19 protein-coding genes are annotated in these 18,430 nt (G+C 55.2%); 7 read left to right on the plus strand and 12 right to left on the minus strand.

Translation table 11 applies throughout. From position 1 onward, the window contains the following. Positions 1–106 precede the first annotated feature (106 nt). The 3 genes from ACFSW5_RS15820 to ACFSW5_RS15830 all read left to right on the plus strand — a co-directional run bounded on the left by ACFSW5_RS15820 (position 107) and on the right by ACFSW5_RS15830 (position 2,678). Positions 107–946: a YitT family protein gene (locus ACFSW5_RS15820; protein ID WP_379274928.1), complete on the plus strand. Its 840-nt coding sequence runs from the start codon at positions 107–109 to the stop codon at positions 944–946. Positions 947–1,084: 138 nt separating this feature from the next. After that, the gene (locus ACFSW5_RS15825; RefSeq protein ID WP_379275189.1) at positions 1,085–1,273 is read left to right on the plus strand and encodes a hypothetical protein; all 189 of its coding nucleotides are present in this window, start codon (positions 1,085–1,087) and stop codon (positions 1,271–1,273) included. A 214-nt stretch (positions 1,274–1,487) separates the two neighbouring features. Beyond that, positions 1,488–2,678, plus strand: coding sequence for a putative glycoside hydrolase (locus ACFSW5_RS15830; RefSeq protein ID WP_379274930.1), 1,191 nt, complete (start codon positions 1,488–1,490; stop codon positions 2,676–2,678). A 167-nt stretch (positions 2,679–2,845) separates the two neighbouring features. On the opposite strand, the gene pfkA is transcribed toward ACFSW5_RS15830, so the two are convergent. The 3 genes from pfkA to ACFSW5_RS15845 form a co-directional block, all read right to left on the minus strand. Continuing rightward, complete coding sequence (gene pfkA / locus ACFSW5_RS15835) at positions 2,846–3,814, minus strand: 6-phosphofructokinase (RefSeq protein ID WP_379274932.1); 969 nt, start codon at positions 3,812–3,814, stop codon at positions 2,846–2,848. 37 nt (positions 3,815–3,851) lie between these two features. Continuing rightward, a complete protein-coding gene (locus ACFSW5_RS15840; RefSeq protein WP_379275191.1) occupies positions 3,852–4,919 on the minus strand; it encodes a tetraprenyl-beta-curcumene synthase family protein in 1,068 nt (355 codons plus the stop codon). 196 nt (positions 4,920–5,115) lie between these two features. Beyond that, positions 5,116–6,600 carry a DHA2 family efflux MFS transporter permease subunit gene (locus ACFSW5_RS15845; protein ID WP_379274935.1) on the minus strand — a complete coding sequence of 495 codons (1,485 nt, stop codon included), beginning with the start codon at positions 6,598–6,600 and terminating at the stop codon, positions 5,116–5,118. Between the two features lie 282 nt (positions 6,601–6,882). On the opposite strand from ACFSW5_RS15845, the gene ACFSW5_RS15850 reads away from it, so the two are divergent. Then, positions 6,883–8,064 (plus strand): MFS transporter, encoded by a 1,182-nt coding sequence (locus ACFSW5_RS15850; protein ID WP_379274937.1) that lies wholly within the window; start codon positions 6,883–6,885, stop codon positions 8,062–8,064. 89 nt (positions 8,065–8,153) lie between these two features. Here the strand turns inward: ACFSW5_RS15850 and ACFSW5_RS15855 are convergent, their stop codons facing one another. Next, positions 8,154–8,351 (minus strand): cold shock domain-containing protein, encoded by a 198-nt coding sequence (locus ACFSW5_RS15855; protein ID WP_129439977.1) that lies wholly within the window; start codon positions 8,349–8,351, stop codon positions 8,154–8,156. A 78-nt stretch (positions 8,352–8,429) separates the two neighbouring features. Next, positions 8,430–9,131, minus strand: a complete 702-nt coding sequence (locus ACFSW5_RS15860) for a class I SAM-dependent methyltransferase (RefSeq protein WP_379274940.1) — start codon at positions 9,129–9,131, stop codon at positions 8,430–8,432. Between the two features lie 215 nt (positions 9,132–9,346). Here ACFSW5_RS15860 and ACFSW5_RS15865 point away from each other — a divergent pair, with 215 nt between their 5' ends. From ACFSW5_RS15865 to pepF, 3 genes are all read left to right on the plus strand, one after another. After that, a complete protein-coding gene (locus ACFSW5_RS15865) occupies positions 9,347–9,580 on the plus strand; it encodes a hypothetical protein (RefSeq protein WP_379274942.1) in 234 nt (77 codons plus the stop codon). Between the two features lie 105 nt (positions 9,581–9,685). Further along, positions 9,686–9,865 (plus strand): hypothetical protein, encoded by a 180-nt coding sequence (locus ACFSW5_RS15870; RefSeq protein WP_379274944.1) that lies wholly within the window; start codon positions 9,686–9,688, stop codon positions 9,863–9,865. Positions 9,866–10,048: 183 nt separating this feature from the next. Beyond that, positions 10,049–11,839: an oligoendopeptidase F gene (gene pepF / locus ACFSW5_RS15875; protein WP_379274946.1), complete on the plus strand. Its 1,791-nt coding sequence runs from the start codon at positions 10,049–10,051 to the stop codon at positions 11,837–11,839. 108 nt (positions 11,840–11,947) lie between these two features. On the opposite strand, the gene ACFSW5_RS15880 is transcribed toward pepF, so the two are convergent. From ACFSW5_RS15880 to hemE, 7 genes are all read right to left on the minus strand, one after another. Then, positions 11,948–12,385, minus strand: a complete 438-nt coding sequence (locus tag ACFSW5_RS15880; RefSeq protein WP_379274949.1) for a GNAT family N-acetyltransferase — start codon at positions 12,383–12,385, stop codon at positions 11,948–11,950. Between the two features lie 42 nt (positions 12,386–12,427). After that, entirely contained in the window at positions 12,428–12,706 is a 279-nt protein-coding gene (locus ACFSW5_RS15885; RefSeq protein WP_379274951.1) for a hypothetical protein, read from the minus strand. 258 nt (positions 12,707–12,964) lie between these two features. Then, positions 12,965–13,786 carry a DUF92 domain-containing protein gene (locus ACFSW5_RS15890; protein WP_379274953.1) on the minus strand — a complete coding sequence of 274 codons (822 nt, stop codon included), beginning with the start codon at positions 13,784–13,786 and terminating at the stop codon, positions 12,965–12,967. A 23-nt stretch (positions 13,787–13,809) separates the two neighbouring features. After that, positions 13,810–14,541 (minus strand): glycerophosphodiester phosphodiesterase, encoded by a 732-nt coding sequence (locus tag ACFSW5_RS15895; RefSeq protein ID WP_379274955.1) that lies wholly within the window; start codon positions 14,539–14,541, stop codon positions 13,810–13,812. 21 nt (positions 14,542–14,562) lie between these two features. Further along, positions 14,563–15,906 carry a CapA family protein gene (locus tag ACFSW5_RS15900; RefSeq protein ID WP_379274957.1) on the minus strand — a complete coding sequence of 448 codons (1,344 nt, stop codon included), beginning with the start codon at positions 15,904–15,906 and terminating at the stop codon, positions 14,563–14,565. A gap of 195 nt (positions 15,907–16,101) precedes the next feature. Then, entirely contained in the window at positions 16,102–17,049 is a 948-nt protein-coding gene (hemH, locus tag ACFSW5_RS15905; RefSeq protein ID WP_379274960.1) for a ferrochelatase, read from the minus strand. After that, on the minus strand, positions 17,036–18,115 hold the full coding sequence (gene hemE / locus ACFSW5_RS15910) for a uroporphyrinogen decarboxylase (protein ID WP_379274963.1): 1,080 nt from the start codon (positions 18,113–18,115) through the stop codon (positions 17,036–17,038). The genes hemH and hemE overlap by 14 nt, the downstream gene beginning before the upstream one ends. Positions 18,116–18,430 lie beyond the last annotated feature (315 nt).

Consider the following 18,430-nt stretch of genomic DNA (forward strand, 5'->3'; position numbering starts at 1 on the left):
CACACTCGGAGGGACGAATACCAGCAAACGGTTAAAAGCCATACTAAAGGATGGTTTGCTCCGGCGGGGCTCCCCGACTTTGGCGCTAGCGGAAGGATGATCAAGCGTGAAAAAAAGGTTGCTGCAAACGGCGGGTTCCAGCTTGCTCGTATTGATCGGCTCGCTTCTGATCGCCGTTGCCTTCAATTTGTTTCTGATCCCGCACGAACTGCTTAGCGGCGGGCTGTCCGGCATCGCAATGATGATCGGCTACATAACGGGCACAAATATAGGCTGGCTCTATTTGATTTTAAATATCCCCGTTCTCGTCTGGGGATGGTTTCTGCTCGGGCGGCGGTTTATCGCGCTCAGCATTTTAAACGTCGCGGCCTCTTCGCTGTTCATGCAGCTGCTGCCGATCCGCAGCGTAACGGACGATATCGTGCTCGGCTCCGTCTTCGGCGGCATTATTCTCGGCTTCGGCACAGGATTGTCCCTTCGTTACGGCGGCTCGTCCGGCGGCTTCGACATTATCGCCTCCATCGTCAGCAAACGGCGCGACTTGCCCGTCGGGATGCTAATTTTTTTGCTTAACGGAATCGTTATTCTTTCCCTTGTCTTCTTCAAAAACGACTGGAATTTGGCGTTGTATTCCCTTCTCTCCATTTATACGGCCGGCAAAGTCGTGGACATCGTTCATGTCCGGCACGTTAAAATTACCGCTTTCATCATTACGAATAAAACGGAGGAAATGCTCGAGAAGCTGCTGAAGCACCGGCGGGGGGTTACCGTCCTGAAAACGCGCGGCGCTTATTCGAAGGAGGAGAAGGACATGCTCATGACCGTCAGAACGAAATACGAACTGGCGGATTTGCGCAAAATGATATTGTCCATCGATCCGAAAGCTTTCGTTTCGATCGTCGAAACGATTGGCATAATCGGCGATTTTCATCGGTCAAACGATTGAAATTGCCGGATATCCCTATTTTTTTACATCCGTTCCTGCTATACTGTGAGTATCCCGTCGTTCCACGTTTCTAGCCATAAAGTTTTGCCCTGAAATTCGATCTTCGAACTTTCATGGAAAGGGTGATGACGAGTGGATATGGAAACTGTAAAGCTGTCCCAGATTGTGGAGAAACTCGCCCCCGAGCTTAGCCCCTTCCTGACGGCAAGGGAACTTGACATCCGCATCGTGCTGCGGGACGGACTTTCCGTTCTGGAGCCTCGAGACGCTATGGAAATCGTGCAGCAGAGCATTCTGGAGCAGCAACGAAACGCTTGTCTGCAATGAAGGAGCGCGATTTAAGCTTAAGGCGCCTGCCGGCTTATATGCCGGCAGGCTTTTTGTATTTTGCTCTTTCATCGCCTTCTATTTTTCGCCGAAACGGTTCGCTGCGGCAAGGACGACGCAGTCGTATCCGCCTGCGACAAACCGAAAAAAGATGCGGATCGCCTCGTTCTGCTTTATAATTTTCTGTACGAAAAGCTTACGGGGAGAGAGCGCGATGGATGTAATCCTGTCTTCACTTCTGCTGTGGTACGGCTTGACGGGCGGGAGCGGAGAGCAAGACATAACCCCTGCCCGGGTTGCCGGCGCGTACTTGAATGCGGCAGCGGGGCATCAAATTGTGCAGCCGGCGATCGAAATCGCAGGCTTGAACGGAGTAGCGGCGGACGCGCCGGCCAAAGCCGATCCGCAGCCGGATGCGCCGGAAGTCAAAGGCGTGTATGTGTCGGCCTATTCCGCCGGAAGCGAGCGCTTCCCTTCGCTGCTGAAGCTCGTCGACGATACGGAGCTGAACGCCATGGTCATCGACGTCAAGGACGACAACGGTTATATTACATATGCCACGGAGACGCCGGAGCTGCTCGAATACGGCACGCCGCAAAACTATATCGGCGATATCGACCGTTTGATGCGGCTTCTGTCGCAGCACCGGATTTACCCGATCGCCCGGATCGTCGTATTCAAAGATACGGTAATGGCGCATAAGCATCCCGAGCTGTCCTTCCTTTACGAGGACGGAACGCTATGGAAAAACAACAAAGGCGAAAGCTTCGTCAATCCGTACCGCGAGGAAGTGTGGAAATACAACGTTGCGGTCGCCAAAGAAGCGGCGCGGCTTGGCTTTAAGGAGATCCAGTTCGATTATGTCCGTTTCCCGGAAGGGGTCGAACAGAGAGCCGGCTCTTTGACCTATGACAAAACGGAACAATCCCGGGTCGATACGATCGCCGGATTCGTCAAATATGCAAGAGAGCAGCTGGAACCGCTTGGCGTAAGGGTATCCGTCGACATATTCGGCTACGCCGCTTCCGTTCCGGCTGCCGAAAGCATCGGCCAGGATTTTGCCAAAATTTCGAGCGACGTTCATGTTATCTCGCCGATGATTTATCCGAGTCATTACGGGTCGGGCTGGTTCGGATTGGACGATCCTGACAAAAACCCGTACCATACCGTCAAAGGGGCGATCGAGGATACGCTCGAGAAGCTTGCCACGGCCGGCGGGCGAAAGCCGGTCGTCCGGCCGTGGCTCCAAGACTTTACGGCAAACTGGCTCGGCGAGGGCCGCTATATTCCGTACGGCAAAAAGCAAGTCGAAGCGCAAATCAAAGCGTTAAACGATTCGGGCGTCAAGGAATATTTAATTTGGAACGCAGCAAACAAGTACTCATTCGCCGATTCTTCCCCTTAGAAACGAATTAAGCCGTTTCTTGGCCGCAAGGTGCGCGCGCCGTTAACGCGTCCGGCCGGGAAGCGGATTTTTGCGGGAAAGCCGCTTTCAAACGTTGTAAGAGTGCAAAAAAACGCCAGAGCTTTCCGGAAGCTCTGGCGTTCGCGTTTAACCCGCGCCTTATGCGATTATTGGGACAAACGAATCGCGAGTTCGTACAAATCCATGTTGAACGGTTTCTTCGAATTGACGACCGTGTCGATGTCCGTTGCGACAAGCTTGCCGCTGATGATGCCGCATGCTTTGGCCGATTCGCCGGCCATGAGCTGATGTACGGCAAAGTCGCCCAGCTGGCTCGCCAGAATGCGGTCGGCGGCCGTCGGAGCCCCGCCCCGCTGAATGTGCCCCAAGACGGTAACATGCGGCTCCAACCCGCAGCTGTTCGTAATTTCGCGGGCCACGTCAACGCCTTTCGCCGCTCCTTCCGCCACGACGACGATGCTGTGCCGCTTGCCTTTGGCGAAATTGGACTTCATCCGGTTGGCAACTTCCTTCATATCATAAGGAACCTCCGGCACGATAATGGTTTCCGCGCCGCTCGCCAGTCCCGCATACAGCGCAATGTCACCGCAATGCCGCCCCATAACCTCAACGACCGAAGCGCGTTCGTGCGAGCTCATCGTGTCGCGGATTTTGTTGATGGCGTCTACGACGATGCTCACGGCCGTATCGAAGCCGATCGTCGAATCCGTGAACGGAATGTCGTTGTCGATCGTGCCCGGCAAGCCCATCGTTTTAATGCCCAGCTTGCTGAGCTTGTTCGCCCCTTGATAAGAACCGTCGCCGCCGATGACGACAAGTCCGTCGATGCCTCGCGAACGAAGAACATCGGCTCCCCTCTGCTGCCCTTCCGCCGTCAGGAACTCTTTGCAGCGCGCGGTCTGAAGCACGGTTCCGCCGCGTTGCAAAATATCGCCTACGCTCCGCAGATCCATCGGACGAAGATCGTCGTTCAGCAAACCTTGGTAACCCCGCTGTACGCCGTATACTTCTATATCAAAATACAACGCGCTTCTGACGACGGCCCGAACGGCCGCGTTCATCCCTTGCGAGTCTCCTCCACTTGTTAACACGGCAATCGATTTCACTGCTGACATGTACCATTCCCCCATATCATATAGTCAAAATGTTATGTCAAGCCTGCTGTCTTCGTATCCAGACGCTGTTCACCAGAAAAAATATACGCGCTAGCGGACTTCGCTTCATCAGCTTGCGGGTTACGTTCCTGACGCCTGTCTGAGTTCGAACTTTGGGATCCGACAGATAGAGAGCAAGCAGACCTTCGATGATAAGCCGGTGAAAGCTCGCGCCCGGAAGCGTGCTGACGTCCTCCTTGGCCCGTTTCACGATGGTCGACATCCGTTCGACCAAGAGCTTGTCGCTTTCGTAAAAATGGCAGAAGTTCAAATCGCCGCCTTGACGGTCCTCCTCCTGATCGATCAAATAATCAAGCAAAATGTGAAGGCCGCATACATGCGGAAAATAAATATCTTTAATCACGGCGGCGTCGGATGGCGATAAGCCGTCTCCACTCGCTGCGAGAAAAAGCATGAACATGCCGAGCGTCGAGCCGCTGGCGGCGGCAAACTCGTTCCAGTGCAAGTCGGGATACCGGTCGCCAAACTTCCGCCACCAGGCAAGGAGCTGCTGCTCCCGCAAGTCGTGGCGGATATGCTTGTACACCTGCAGATCGCCGTACAAGCTTACCAGTTCCGTCACGTATCCTTGCACGCTCCGGTACGAAGGCAGACGAGCCGCGTTCCGCTGGCACGTTCGGACCAAATGATGCAAGTAACCTCCGTCGTCGCGTTCGCTGCGAAGCGCGTAATAATCTTTCGGCTCCGCATCGGGATTCACGGCGTCGAGCATCGATTGATGCAGCAGCCGGAAATCGTCCGCGTCAAGCGAAGTGCTTCGGTCGCACAAGTTATCCAAATAGTCGCTGATCGTCTGAAAGGCGACGATAAGCGGAATAAGAGCGTGGCGCTGCCGCAAATTGGCCGCTGCGTATACGCAGCCGCCTTGGCAATGAAACTTTTTGCTCGCCATGCTGTCAAGCGCTTGCGTCTTAAGCTCCGGATCGGGTATGTTCTCGGCAAGCTTGCGAAGCCCGGCCAGCTCCTTCTCCACCTCCGGCAGAATGTACCTGTAAACGCGGTACATGAGTTTCAAAGGATTTTGCGGAACTTGATGTCCGTACATCGCTGCAGCCCTCAAATCCATGCACCTCCTTCCTGCCGGCCTTTCAAGAAAAAGTCGGCCTTCATTCATTAATGTACCATTTCGCTCGGCATTAATCCAGCGTCTTCACGCGATGAAGGTTTCCGGCCGGAAACGGAGCCGTCTCCGCTGTGTAAAAAAAACAGGCCGACGGAACAAACCGCCGGCCCGCCTCATGTCAGTGCCCCATCATCATCGAAGGATTCGCATCCTCCGAAGCCCCTTCGTTCGTGCCTTCCGGATTCGGCTCCGCCTTTTGCTTCGGCTTGCGCAAAGTGAGTGCGAGCAGAAATCCGGCCGCCGCGATGCAAGCCGCCAGCAGGAACGTATCGCCGAACGCCTCGGCCATCGCCGCACCCGGAACGGTCCCCGGCTCGGCCATATAATCGGTTTGCCGCGACGTCCAGTACCCGGTTAATCCCGCGACGGCAAACGACACCATCACCTGCTGCGCGGCCGTCGTAAGCGGCGTGACGCGATTAACCAGATGGCGCGGCGCAGCCTGAAGCACATGCGTATTTAACGGCATCATCGACATTCCCATGCCGGCTCCCAATACGAATAACGAAACGAGAATGTACCCTAACGGCGTGTCAGGACCAACCCGCGAGAACAAATACAATCCGGCTGCTATGACGGCGAGCCCCGTCATGACAAGCGGACGGGCCCCCAGCTTGTCGTAGAGCCTGCCGCTTATGGGCATGAGAATGCCGGAAGCGAAAACTTGCGGCAGCAGAATAAGACCGGATTCGAGCGGCCCGTATTGTTTAATGTACTGCAAATAAAGCGGGATAAACAGGAACGAGCCGAACAACGCGATCTGCATCAGCCAGGATGCGAGGATCCCCCTCGTAAAATCGGTGGAGCCGAATGCGCGAAGCTCCAGCAGCGGCTGCCGGTGGCGCAGCTCCACCGCAATAAACACGAGCAGCGCCGCTCCGCCTACCGCAAGACCGGTAATCGTGCGCGGCGAGCTCCAATCCGTTCCACCCTCGTTCACCCCGTAAGCGAGCATCGCGAACGCAACGGGAGCGAGAAACATGCCGAGGAAATCGAGGGCGGGCACTTCTTTCCTCTCCAGGTTGGGCAAATACTTAAGCCCGACCAATATGGCGATAATGCCGATCGGGAGATTGATCAGAAAGATCCAATGCCAGGACACGTATTCGACGAGCCATCCGGACAAAATCGGCCCCGACGCGGGTCCAAGCATCATCGGGATGCCAAGCGTTCCCATAACCGCTCCGGTTTTCCCGGGAGGAGCCAGACGGAACACGATCGCCATGCCGATCGGCGACACCATGCCGCCGCCAAGCCCTTGAATAACGCGGTAAACGATAAGCTGCTCCGGCGTTTGCGCCAGCGAGCATAAGACCGATCCGATCGTAAAAAGGCCGATCGTGACCAGAAACACCCGTTTCGCCCCGAAACGGTCGATCACCCAGCCCGCGAGCGGAATAACGGCGGACAACGCGAGCGTATAGGCGGTTATGCTCCATTGCATGACCGTCTCCGTCGTCCGGAAATAGTCGACGAGCGTCGGAAGGGCGACGTTAACGACCGTACTGTCGAGAATGACCATAATCATCCCCAGTACGACGGCCATTAGCGGCCCCAATAAGGAACGGACCGTAAACGGCCGTTCCGATGCAGTTGTAGTCATGTTTTCTCTCCTTTTCTGTCGTTTCCTTCTATCTATAATAATGAGGTTGACCGCGCCTCTTTGTTTGCTCTTTTCGTTCTGCATTTTCCTTAAGGAGACCTGCAAAGCCGAAACCATACATTATATAGGCTTATTGATAATATATTCCTATATCCGATAAGTCAAGAGCGCTCGGCTTGATTTAGGATGAAGATTTTTTTGAGGAAGATCCGATTGCTTCCCGTTTTCGTGCTATACTGTGGATTGCAAGCGAATGACTAGAAGACGGAGATGTTTACATTCATGGATTTATCGACTTCTGTTTCAACCGAAGCCCCTGCCAAAGGCGAAACGTTCCGCCTGCGCGGCTTCACCTTTGCGGCTTACGCCACGCAAGCCGTCGTCACTTCTTTTATACCGCTTTATTTTCTCGACAACGGCTATTCCGAACAGCAGATCGGCCTGCTTTATTCGACGGGTCCGATCATATCCATCGCGGCCAACCTGATTACGGGACTCGCAAGCGACCGGTTCCGCACCATCAAAAAGCTGCTGATCCTTCTGTTGTTCGGGCAGCTGGCCATGATCGCCGCCTTGTTTCCGGTACAGCATTTTGCGGTCGTCTGCCTGGTGATGGCAGCCTTTTATTTTTTCCAAACGCCGATCAATCCGCTGACGGACAGCCTGATATTGCTCTCCAGCCAGTATACGAACACGCCGTACGCCCTTATCCGCATATTCGGCTCGCTCGGATTCGCGTTGTCTGCTTATTTCCTCGGGCTGCTGCTCAAAGCTGCCGGAACGGACTGGACGCTGCCGCTCGCCTTATGCACGGTTTCGATTACGCTTATTTTTGCGTTTCTGCTGAAGGATTACCGGGCGGGCTCGGCCAAAATGGATTTTTCCGGTTTCTTTAAGGTGATCCGGAACCGCAATGTGGTGCTTTTTTTCAGCATTATCTTTCTCGTATCCATCCCGCATCGGATGTACGAAGGGTTTCTTGCGGTCAGCATGCGCCAGATGGGAGCCAGCGAATCGTTGATCGGTCTGGCTTGGCTGGCGTCGGCAGCGAGCGAAATCCCGATCTTGTTCCTGCTCGGCAAATACGGGCACAAGTTCAAGGAGCTGCCTCTGCTCGCCATAGCGGCCCTTATGTACGGCATCCGCTTCTGGATCAACGGGACGATCGACGATCCGCGCTGGGTCATTGCAACCCAGCTGATGCACAGCGTTACATTCGGCATATTCTTTTCCACGGCTCTAAGATATATATCGCAAATTATTCCGGACGAGTACCGCGCCTCCGGCCAAGCGGTCTTTACCGTCATCTGGCTAGGTCTCGCGGGAGCCGTCAGCGGCACGTTCGGCGGAATTTACTATGAGCATTTCGGCCGGGAAGCGTTCTTCCGGCTCGGGGCGATCCTTGCCGTAGCCGCCTCGGCTTCGTTCCTGCTGCGGCATTACTTTGCGCGGCGAGTGCACTAAAGGCTCCCCACCAACGCGAAAAACGCGAAAAAAAAGCTTCCGGTTATACCGGAAGCCTTTTCGTTGTGCCACAAGAAGATTGTCAAATATTATAATTTAACAACGTTAGCCGCTTGCGGACCGCGGTTGCCTTCTGTGATATCGAACTCTACTTCTTGACCTTCGTCCAGGGATTTGAAGCCTTCGCCTTGGATCGCGGAGAAATGCACGAACACGTCGTCTCCGTTCTCGACTTGGATAAAGCCGTAGCCTTTCTCTGCGTTAAACCATTTAACTGTTCCTTTCAAATGAACAACCTCCTAAAAATGACCGCCGATTGAACCGGCGAGTGTCTCCATTATACCTTTATAAAATGGAAAAAGCAATCAAATCGCAATTCGCAAATAATGCAGCGATCCCGGGATAAAGGGAAGGCGCGACAACATGAACTCCGGCTTGCCTCCCGCCTGAATGATCGTCTTGAGCAGCTTTTCCATACCCGGATACGGCTCCGTGCGAAACGATACGATCGGGTAAATTTTGACAAAGCCGCCCGGCCTGCACAGCCGCATCATTTCCAAAACTGATTCGATATGGAATCGTTCGTCGAACTGTTCGCTGTACAAAAACAAAAAATGGCTGCACAACACGAGCGAAAACCGGCCAGCTTCAAAAGGAAGCTGCGGCAGGCTGCCTTCAACGTAACGGCTTCGGCCATCCCGCGAGCGAATATGCGCCTCAAACTCGGCCAGCGACCGCAGCCGTCTTTCCCGATGGCGGACAGGATCGCCATAGTAGCTCCAATCGTATACGTCCGTTAACTGCTCCAGTTTGGATGTCGATACTTCAATCTCCTCGGCCGCCTCCCGTACCCAATCATCCAGCTTATTGCCGTAACGGGGATCTGCCGCATAAGCCTCGCCCCACGCCGCCACTTCCGCGGTAAACGACGAGCCGCCCGCGGCGATATCCAGGATCGGGCCGGCCGAAAGCTCTTCCTCCTGCAGATCGAACATCCGCACGTACTCCTCGTAGGACCGGCATGTCATCGCAACGCCAATCTGTTCGTAGTGCTTTTGGGCTGACATTATTACCCACTCTCCTCTTCTCTTCTCGACTTCACTCGGCTCTGCTGCGCAAGCCTTATTCGCGCCGTCCGCACCGCCGGGATAACAAAGCGGATAACGGATTGCCTATATCCTACCATCAGTTTCAGTTGATTTCCAGCCCCTGAATATTTATGATGAAAGGATAGCAAAGCCGCCGTTCATCCGGCGGCCCGCAGGAAAGGTGGAGCAATCCGATGTTCAAGAAGCATACGATTTACAAACGGGACAAATACAATATGCTGACGGTCGAGGTGCAGGGCAAAACGTTGATCGTCCGCGAAATTTCCGATCAGTGGGGCGAAGAATGCCATACGTTTGTCAGCAGGCCGGAAATGATCCATTGGGCCGAAAACCGTTTCAGAGCGGAGGCCTTTGACGGTTCCGACGAGGAGCGGGAGCAAATATTGACCGCACTCAAATCGATATAAAAGATTTGCCCGCGAAGCTTCGGAAGGATTGGCGCTTTCCGCGGCGAAACAAAAGGAAACGGCATGCCGGAGCATGACGAGGCCGGAAGGGGAGACAATTGGGGCATGGACTTTACCGCAACGATCATATTTATAATTGCGGCCTTCGCTTTAGGCGGCGTCGTTGTCATGAGCCGTGATTCGTTGCCGCCGCGCATCAAGCGCGGGCTGGCGATCGTGTCGATCGCGCTTATCGCGTTCGCGTTTTTTCTCATTGTTTATAGCTTTTTGAATATGGGAACCTGACATAGAACCTGCGCCGACCGGACATAATAACGGCAATTCTGCGTTCGCGAGGTGCGTTCTATGAAATGGCTTCCCCTATTGATAGCCATGTCGCTGATTCCCGGCTCCGCGGCTGCTTCGCGGCCTCAGGAGCCGATCTCATCGCTGGCCGCTCTATCTCACAACATACCGAGGAGGATTACGATGAGCCAATTGCAGAAACGATCCGAAACCGCCCCCGAAACCCGCTGGAAGCTGGAGCATCTGTTTACAAGCCAGGAAGCTTGGAATCAGGAATACAATGATGCCAAAGCGCTGATCAAGAAGGCGTCTTCCTTCGAAGGCAAGCTTGGCGACGCGGCGCAGCTCAAAGCCGCCTTCGAGCTCGAGGACGAACTGTCGCTTCACGTTGAGCGTCTCTACGTCTACGCGAACATGAAGCACCACGAGGATACGGCGGAGCCGGAATTTCAGGCGCTGGCGGAGAAATCGAAGAAGCTGAGCGTCGAAACGGGCGAAGCGTTGTCCTACATTACGCCGGAAGTGCTGGCGCTTCCCGACAGCAAGCTGGAGGCGTACATCAACGATCCGAGCCTTGCGAAGTACCGCCATACGCTGGAGGAAATGCGCCGCCAGAAAGCCCACGTTTTGTCCAAAAACGAAGAAGCGCTGCTTGCCCAGGTCGGCAATATCAGCTCGGCCCCCAGCACGGTGTTCAATCTGCTCAATAACGCCGACCTCAAATTCCCGAAGATCAAAAACGAAAACGGCGAAGAAGTCGAGCTTACCCACGGCACCTACATACAGTTTCTCGAAAGCAAAAACCGCGACGTCCGGCAGAGTGCGTTCAAAGCGGTATACGAAACGTACGGCAAGCTGAAAAACACGGTCGGCGCAACGCTTACCGCCAACATTGCCAAAAACGTCTTTTACGCCAAAGCCCGCAAGTACCCGTCGGTGCTGAACATGTCGCTTTACGGCGACAATATTCCGGAATCGGTGTACACGAACCTGATCGATACGATTCACAAGCATTTGCCGCTCATGTACCGGTATATGGAGCTGAGGAAAAAGCTGCTCGGCGTCGACGAGCTTCATATGTACGATCTGTTCGCGCCGCTGGTCGAGCAATTCGATATGAAGATTACGTACGACGAAGCGAAGGCGATCGTCAAGGAAAGCCTGAAGCCGCTTGGCGAAGACTATTTGAACGTGCTGCAGGAAGGCTTCGACGGCGGCTGGATCGACGTTTACGAGAACGAAGGCAAGCGCAGCGGCGCATACAGCTGGGGCGCTTACGGCACGCATCCGTACGTTCTGCTCAACCATAAGGATAATCTGAACAGCATGTTTACGCTTGCGCACGAGATGGGCCATGCTCTTCATTCGTATTATTCGGACCAACATCAACCTTATCGCGACGCCCAATATACGATTTTCCTTGCCGAGGTGGCGTCCACGCTGAACGAAGCGCTGCTGATGGATTATTTGCTGGGCAAATCGACGGATCCGAAGGAAAAAATGTACCTGCTCACCTATTACGCCGACCAGTTCCGGACGACCGTGTTCCGCCAAACGATGTTTGCCGAATTCGAAAAAATCATCCACGAGCGGACGGAGCAAGGCGAATCGCTTACCCCGCAAGAGCTCAGCAAAATTTATTACGACCTGAACAAGCTTTATTACGGTCCGGGCGTCGTCAGCGACAAGGAGATCGAAATGGAATGGGCGCGCATTCCCCATTTCTATACGAGCTTCTATGTGTACAAATACGCGACCGGCTTTTCGGCGGCGACAAGCTTCTCGAAGCAAATATTGGAGGAAGGCGCACCGGCCGTCGAGCGTTACCTCGGCTTCCTGAAAAGCGGCGGCAGCGACTTCTCGATCAATATTTTGAAAAAAGCAGGAGTCGACATGTCCAGTCCGGAGCCGATCGAGCAAGCGATGAGCGTGTTCGAAAGCCTGATCGAGCAAATGGAGCAATTGACGAAGTGAGTATCGCAACGAACAACCACCGGGCGCAAGCTCCCGGCGGTTGTTTTTCGTTTATCGTTATCGTTATATAAGAAATTACAAGTCTTTGCGGCATCGAGAAGCCGGACTTTATATTTTTTTGCTTAGGAAGATCAGCCTTTCGACCTGGACAAAGCCGTTTTTCTTATAAAACGCTTCGGCCGGAATGCCTTTATCCGTCAACAATGTAATTCTTGCGGCACCGCCCGCTTGAAGCCGCTTTTCCAAAAAAGTCAGCAAATTGGAGCCAATCCCTGCGTTTTGCTTCGCTTTGCTTACGCACATTTCATGAACGTAAAACTCTTCCCCGCTCCACCATCGCTTCCGGCAGCCGAAAATAAAACCGTAAATCTCTCCCGCCTCTTCGGCGACGACGCCCATAAACCCGGGCGTATCCGTATAATCCCGCAAGTATTGTTCCGCGCTTGCTTCCGACCACTCGTCATTCCACGGCTCTTGATTAAATACGCCGATAAACGTATTCACGCATTTATGGAAATCGTCTCGGCCATAAAGTCTGATCGCCATCGCAGGACAGCACCTTTCCGTTAATTTAAATGGCCGCCAATTTTATTCTCTCACTTTGGCTTTAGGCCGCTTGCCCATTCGCCCGGCGTACCAGCCCGCCAAGCTGGCGGCGTAAGCGATTCCGATACAAATCAATGTCTGTTCAAGATCGTTCGACGCATCGATGAAATACGTTAATCCGTACAAAGGGGCCGCTAATAGCAATGCAATCGGAATGAATAGATAAAAAAGCTCCCCGTAATAGGCTATCGAAAATAACGCCGCTCCCCCAAGCCAATACCATGACGCGGCAGCAGCGGATTGGATCCGGTTTCTGCTCATGAGATACGGGCATATAAACCATAAACAAACGTACAAAGCCGAAGCGCAAATTTGAAAAAGACCCGGGGCATTGCTTAATACAAATACCCGGAAATTGACGACGGCAAACGGGACCGAAAAGGTGACGGCAACCATAATGGCGTGCCAGTCCTTCCATACGATACGGTCTTGTACCTGTTGTATGTTAAACGCCCCCCTGCATCAATTAAAAAACCGCCATGTTAAACGATGATGGCGGCTCATGATTGCTTATGGTTATCAATACAGCAACGATCCTAGCGCCCAGCCGAGCAGGCCGGCGATAAGCGACGACAGCAGGTTCACCCTGTCGTTGTTCATCCAGGCAAAGCCGCGCACGCGCTCAGCCGCCGTCCCGCAATGGACGGCCCGCTCCGTTTCGCTGCCGCAGACCGGGCAGCGGAACATGGCCTGGCCGGTCGCGCCGAGCAGCGAATCGGCGAAGCAGCCGGCCAGGCCGGCGACGGCGCCGAGGCCGATAAGCGCCGCACCGCCCGACGGCGCCAGCAGCGCGGCGGCGGCGCCGATCAAAGCGGCGCCGGAGAGCGCCGCCAGGCTGCCGAGCGGCGTCACGGCGCCGCTCGTGCCCGGCCGTACGCGGCGGCCGGTCGTCACAAGCCGCGGCACGGAGCGGCTTAAAGCGCCAAGCTCCGTCGCCCATGTATCCGCGTTGACGGCGGCCATCACGCCGATATAGGCGTACAGCCAGCCGGCGTGCGGATAGGCCGCGTCGGCCGCGCACAGCAGCAGCCCCGCTCCGCCGTTGGCCCATACTTGTCCCGCGTCGCGGCGGCCCGACTTCTCATAGCCGGCTTCCGCTTCGGCTTTTACGCGGTGACCGCGCTTGTACTTCGACAATGCCGAAGAAGTAACAAAAAAGACGATCAGCAGCGCGAACCAGACCGGCTCGCCCAACGTCACAAAGCCGGTCCCCATAATGACGGCCGACCATGCTCCCGAAGCCGACAAGGAACGATGCCGGTAAGCTGCCGCCGCGATCAGGCCGCTGCTGACAAGGCCCGCGAGCAGCCGAAGTACCCATATGTCGATTATGCCAACCACCGCTATTCGCTCCTTTCAACGGATCACAGAGTCGCCATCGCTTCCCGCCATCGATCCGGATGATTCGTACAGATGAGAATGTCCGGGTCAAGCGCCGCGACCTTTCGGATCGCCGCCGCGTCGTCGATCGTCCAAGCCAGCGTCTGAATGCCATGCTGCCGCAGCAATGCCGCCCTCGTTCCGTTCAGCTTCGTGTAGGCGAGCGACAGGAAATCCGCTCCGAGCTCCCGAAGCTCCTGCGGCAGCGTTGAACGCCACCTGTCCACGATAAGCCCCGTTCTTACCCGGTCGGTCAGCTTGCGCAAGGCGTGAAGCGCACCCGCATGAAACGAAGTGACCACGACCTCGTTCTCCATTCCGTACGAAAAAATAAGGTCCAGCGCATAACGCTCCAGCTGCGGATATTTGACGCCTTCCGTCTTCAGCTCGATGTTCAGCTTGCGCTTCCCGCGAACGGCTTCCAATACCTGCTTCAGCGTCGGAATCGGCTCGCCGCGGTATATGCGCGAGAACCAGCTGCCCGCGTCAAGCGACGCCAGCTCCGCCGCCGTCCAATCCTTGACTTCGCCTTTGCCGTTCGTCGTTCTGCGCAGCGTATAATCGTGAATAACGACCGGAACTTGATCCTTGGACAGCTGGACGTCGATCTCGATCCATTCAATCCCGGGATCTTCAAGCGCAAGATTAATCGCCGCCAGCGTATTCTCCGGGGCTCGGCCCGACCACCCGCGATGCGCGACGCACGGATTTCTCATCGTATGCTCCCTCCTCTTAAGTTACTCGGCTTCCAAAGTCCCGTCCTTGCGCGCTTTCGCGCCATACGATATCGATGTCAGCCGCGCCAGCAGCGCTTCGGCATCCGGCTGCTCCATCGGCTTCGGCTGCGCTTTGTCTCCGGACATCGGATAAAACTTCAAATCGCAATCGCCGTTTTTCGTGCAAACCGCGTCCAGCACGCCCGTTTCACCCGTCTTGCCCTTCGGATAAGCGCTAAAAATAAAGTTTCCTAAACTGTATGCGATCCATTTTCCTTTATACGTCTCAAAGCCTTGCAGCACATGGGGATGGCTGCCGATCACAAGATCGGCTCCGGCGTCGATATATTGCTTGGCGAAGTCGCGCTGGTACGGCAGCGGCTCGTCGGAACGTTCCTCGCCCCAATGGACCATCACGACAACGATGTCGGCTTGCTCCGAGGCGTTTTGAATTGCGGCCACCGCTCTTGTCGTATCGTACGTTTCGGCTACGCCGGCCTGGTTTTTGTCCGCCTTCCAGGACACATCCGGCACGACGCGGCTTAAGCCGATATAGGCGACCTTTAAACCGTTCGCCTGCATTATCGCGGGAGCGAACGCTTCCGTATCGTCGTTTCCGGCTCCCATATGACGGATGCCCGCTTCGTCAAGATGATCCATCGTATCGAGTAAGCCTTCGACCCCCTGGTCAAGCGTATGGTTATTGGCAAGGCTGACGATGTCGATTCCGGAATCGCGAAGCGCGGGCAAGGCATCCGGCGATCCTTTAAACACATATGTTTTGTTCTCGGCAGGGATCCCCCGCTCCGTCACCGGATATTCCAAATTGCCCGCCATAATGTCGGGATCGCTTAAGTAAAGCTTCGATTCCTTGTACGGATAATCGTATCCGTGCTCGGCGATCATGTCCCCGACCGAAGCCCCAAGCAAAATATCGCCGACAAACGCGAGATGAGCCGTTTTCCCGCCCTCTCCCGCATTGGCGCCGCCGGCGGACGGATTGTCCGATGCGGCCGGTTCTCTGCCCGTATCGTTCCCGTTCGCATCGCTCCCGGGCGTTTCCTCCGGAGTTTCCGATTCGCTTCCCGCCGGCTGATCTTCATCACCTCCGGCTGCCGAAGCTTCCGGATCGGCCGACGGATCGGCTGACGGAGACGGATCGGCCGACGGATCGGCCGACGGCTCCGCCGACTGCATCGCCGTTTCCCCGCCGCTGGCTGAAGGCGATTCGTCCATCGTAAGCCATACGGCGATAAGCACCGCCAGCAAGCCTAGCATCAATAGATTAATCGCCGTTAAACGGCGCAAACGTTTCTTGCGTTTGGCCTTTTCCCGTCTATGTATTTCGGAACGCGTCACGGTCATGCTGAAATGGCTCCCCTTTCTGCGCGAAGTTGAACCTTCTCTCTTCCTCGTTTGAGCCTAACGATCTGTTCCATTATAGCAATCTTGCAGCGGCCTGTGAAAGATTAATAGACGAGAAACGCAAAAAAAGAAAAGTCCGGCATTCGCTACTTCGGGCAATCCCGAGTCGCTCGCGCCGGACTTTTATTTTGTTCTTTATGCCTTTAACGTTGCCGCCGCTTCTTCGACGGATTCGGCCAACGTCTCCATGTAGAGCGGATCGCGGTTCAGCATCTCGATGCGCTCCAGCGCCATGCCCAGATCGGCTGCGGCCTGCTTGGCCTCGATATCCAGATCGTACAACACTTCCAGATGGTCGGATACGAATCCGACCGGAGCGACAAGAACGCCCTTGTATCCTTCCGCGCTCAGCTTCTCGAGCGTTTCCAGTATATCCGGCCCAAGCCAAGGCTCCTTCGTACGGCCGGCGCTTTGCCAGGTGAACTGCCAATCCTTTACGCCTGCCCGGCCTGCAACCGCTTCGGACGTTTCCAACAGCTGGCGTTCGTACGGGTCGCCGAGCTCGTTGATTTTGGCCGGAAGACTATGCGCGCTGAACAGCACCTTCACCGGCGTCGCTCCGCCCGATGTCCGGTCCAGCTTGGCCAGTCCGTTCCGAACCCGCTCCGTCAACGCTTCGATCAGCTTCGGATGCAAATGATACGACTCGACGCCGGCAAGCTCAATGCCGCGCTCTTCCGCTTTCGCCTTGGCCCGTTTTAAATAGCCGCCGACGCTCATCGAGGAATAATGCGGCGCAAGCACGATGCCGACCGCACGCTTGATGCCGTCCGCAGCCATGGCTTCCACCCCGTCTTCGATATACGGGCTGGCATGCTTTAAGCCTTGGTAGCATACGAATTTGCCGGGGGCAAGCTGCTCGAGCTTATCCTGCAGCCCCGCAACCTGACCGTCCGTGTTTTCCCTAAGCGGGAAAACGCCGCCGACGATCGCTTCGTAACGCCCTTTCAGTTCGGCAAGCAGCTCCGGCGTAGGCGGGTTCCCTCTGCGAATATGCGTATAATACGATTCAATGTCGTCCATGCTTTTCGGGGTGCCGTAAGACATGACGAGCACGCCGATTTTATCGTTAGATTGAGACATGACTGACGTCCTCCTTCCCATCTCTTGCCTCGATGGCTTGCAGCGAATAATGATGTATGAAATCCGTCAAATGCTTCAGTTTGTCCAGGGATGCTTCGGGAAAGAGTCCGTGCCCCAAGTTAAACACGAATCCGGGCTGCTCAAGCCCTTGGTCGATAATGTCCTTCGCATGCTTCTCGATAACGCGTTCCGGCGCCGTAAGCACGACCGGGTCCAAATTGCCTTGAACCGCAAACTTGCCGCCAAGGCGGCGTCTTGCTTCCGGAAGCGACACGCGCCAATCGACTCCGATCACGTCGGCTTTCAGATCGGTAAGCTCGGGAAGCAGCTCGCCGGAGCTGACGCCCGGAAAATAAATTTTCGGCTGCGGCAAATCGGACAATTCGGCGAAAATCCGCTTGATCACCGGCAGCACAAACTCGCGGAAATCATGCGGCGCGAGCGCTCCGACCCAGCTGTCGAACAGCTGGAACGCTTTGCCGCCGGCAGCCATATGGGCGCGCAAGTAAGCGATGACCATATCGCCCAGCTTGTCCATGAGCTTATGCCATACGGCGGGCTCGCCGTACATAAGCGCCTTCGTTTTTAAATAGGTCTTGGAAGGCTTGCCTTCTATTAAATAGCTTGCAATCGTAAACGGCGCCCCCGCGAATGTAATCAGAGGCACCTCAAGCTCCCGGTCCAAGATCCGGATCGTCTCCAGCACATGGCCCAGATCGCCTTCGACGTCGATCGGCTTCAGCCGCTCCACGTCCGCCGCCGTGCGGATCGGATTGTGGATGACGGGACCGACGTTGGCGACAATATCGAAATCTACGCCGATCGAAGCGACCGGATTCATAATATCGGAATATAAAATAGCTGCGTCCACGCCAAGCTTCCGGACCGGCATCATCGTAACTTCGGCCGCCAGCTCCGGCTGCTTGCATATTTCTAGCAACGAATATTTCTCTTTTATTTTACGGTATTCCGGATCGTACCTTCCCGCCTGCCGCATGTACCATACCGGCACGCGATCGACGTGTTCCTTCCGGCTTGCCCGGATGAAACGGTCGTTGTAGCCCATTGCCGTTCCCCCATTTCTAAATTGTGGTCTCTATCCCATTATGCCCGTTTTCATTTTTCCTAACAACCGGCGCCGTTGCCGTTCCTATGACAATACTATGACAAACGATGTACGGTTGCATGAAGAAACCATGAAGGTTTCATGGTTTATTGAGGCCGGATCGGAACCTATCGCACAGCGATTATACACGATGCTGCAATATCACATCCTCCGTTCGGCGACAACACGTCTGTCCGGCCGTATTCGGGGAAATAAGCGGACAGCGTCGGCCAAACCGGCCCCCTTCTCTCCGTCAGGCGCTTTTCCGCCCACGTT

Source organism: Paenibacillus thailandensis (assembly GCF_042685365.1).
Lineage (GTDB): Bacteria > Bacillota > Bacilli > Paenibacillales > Paenibacillaceae > Paenibacillus_AP > Paenibacillus_AP thailandensis.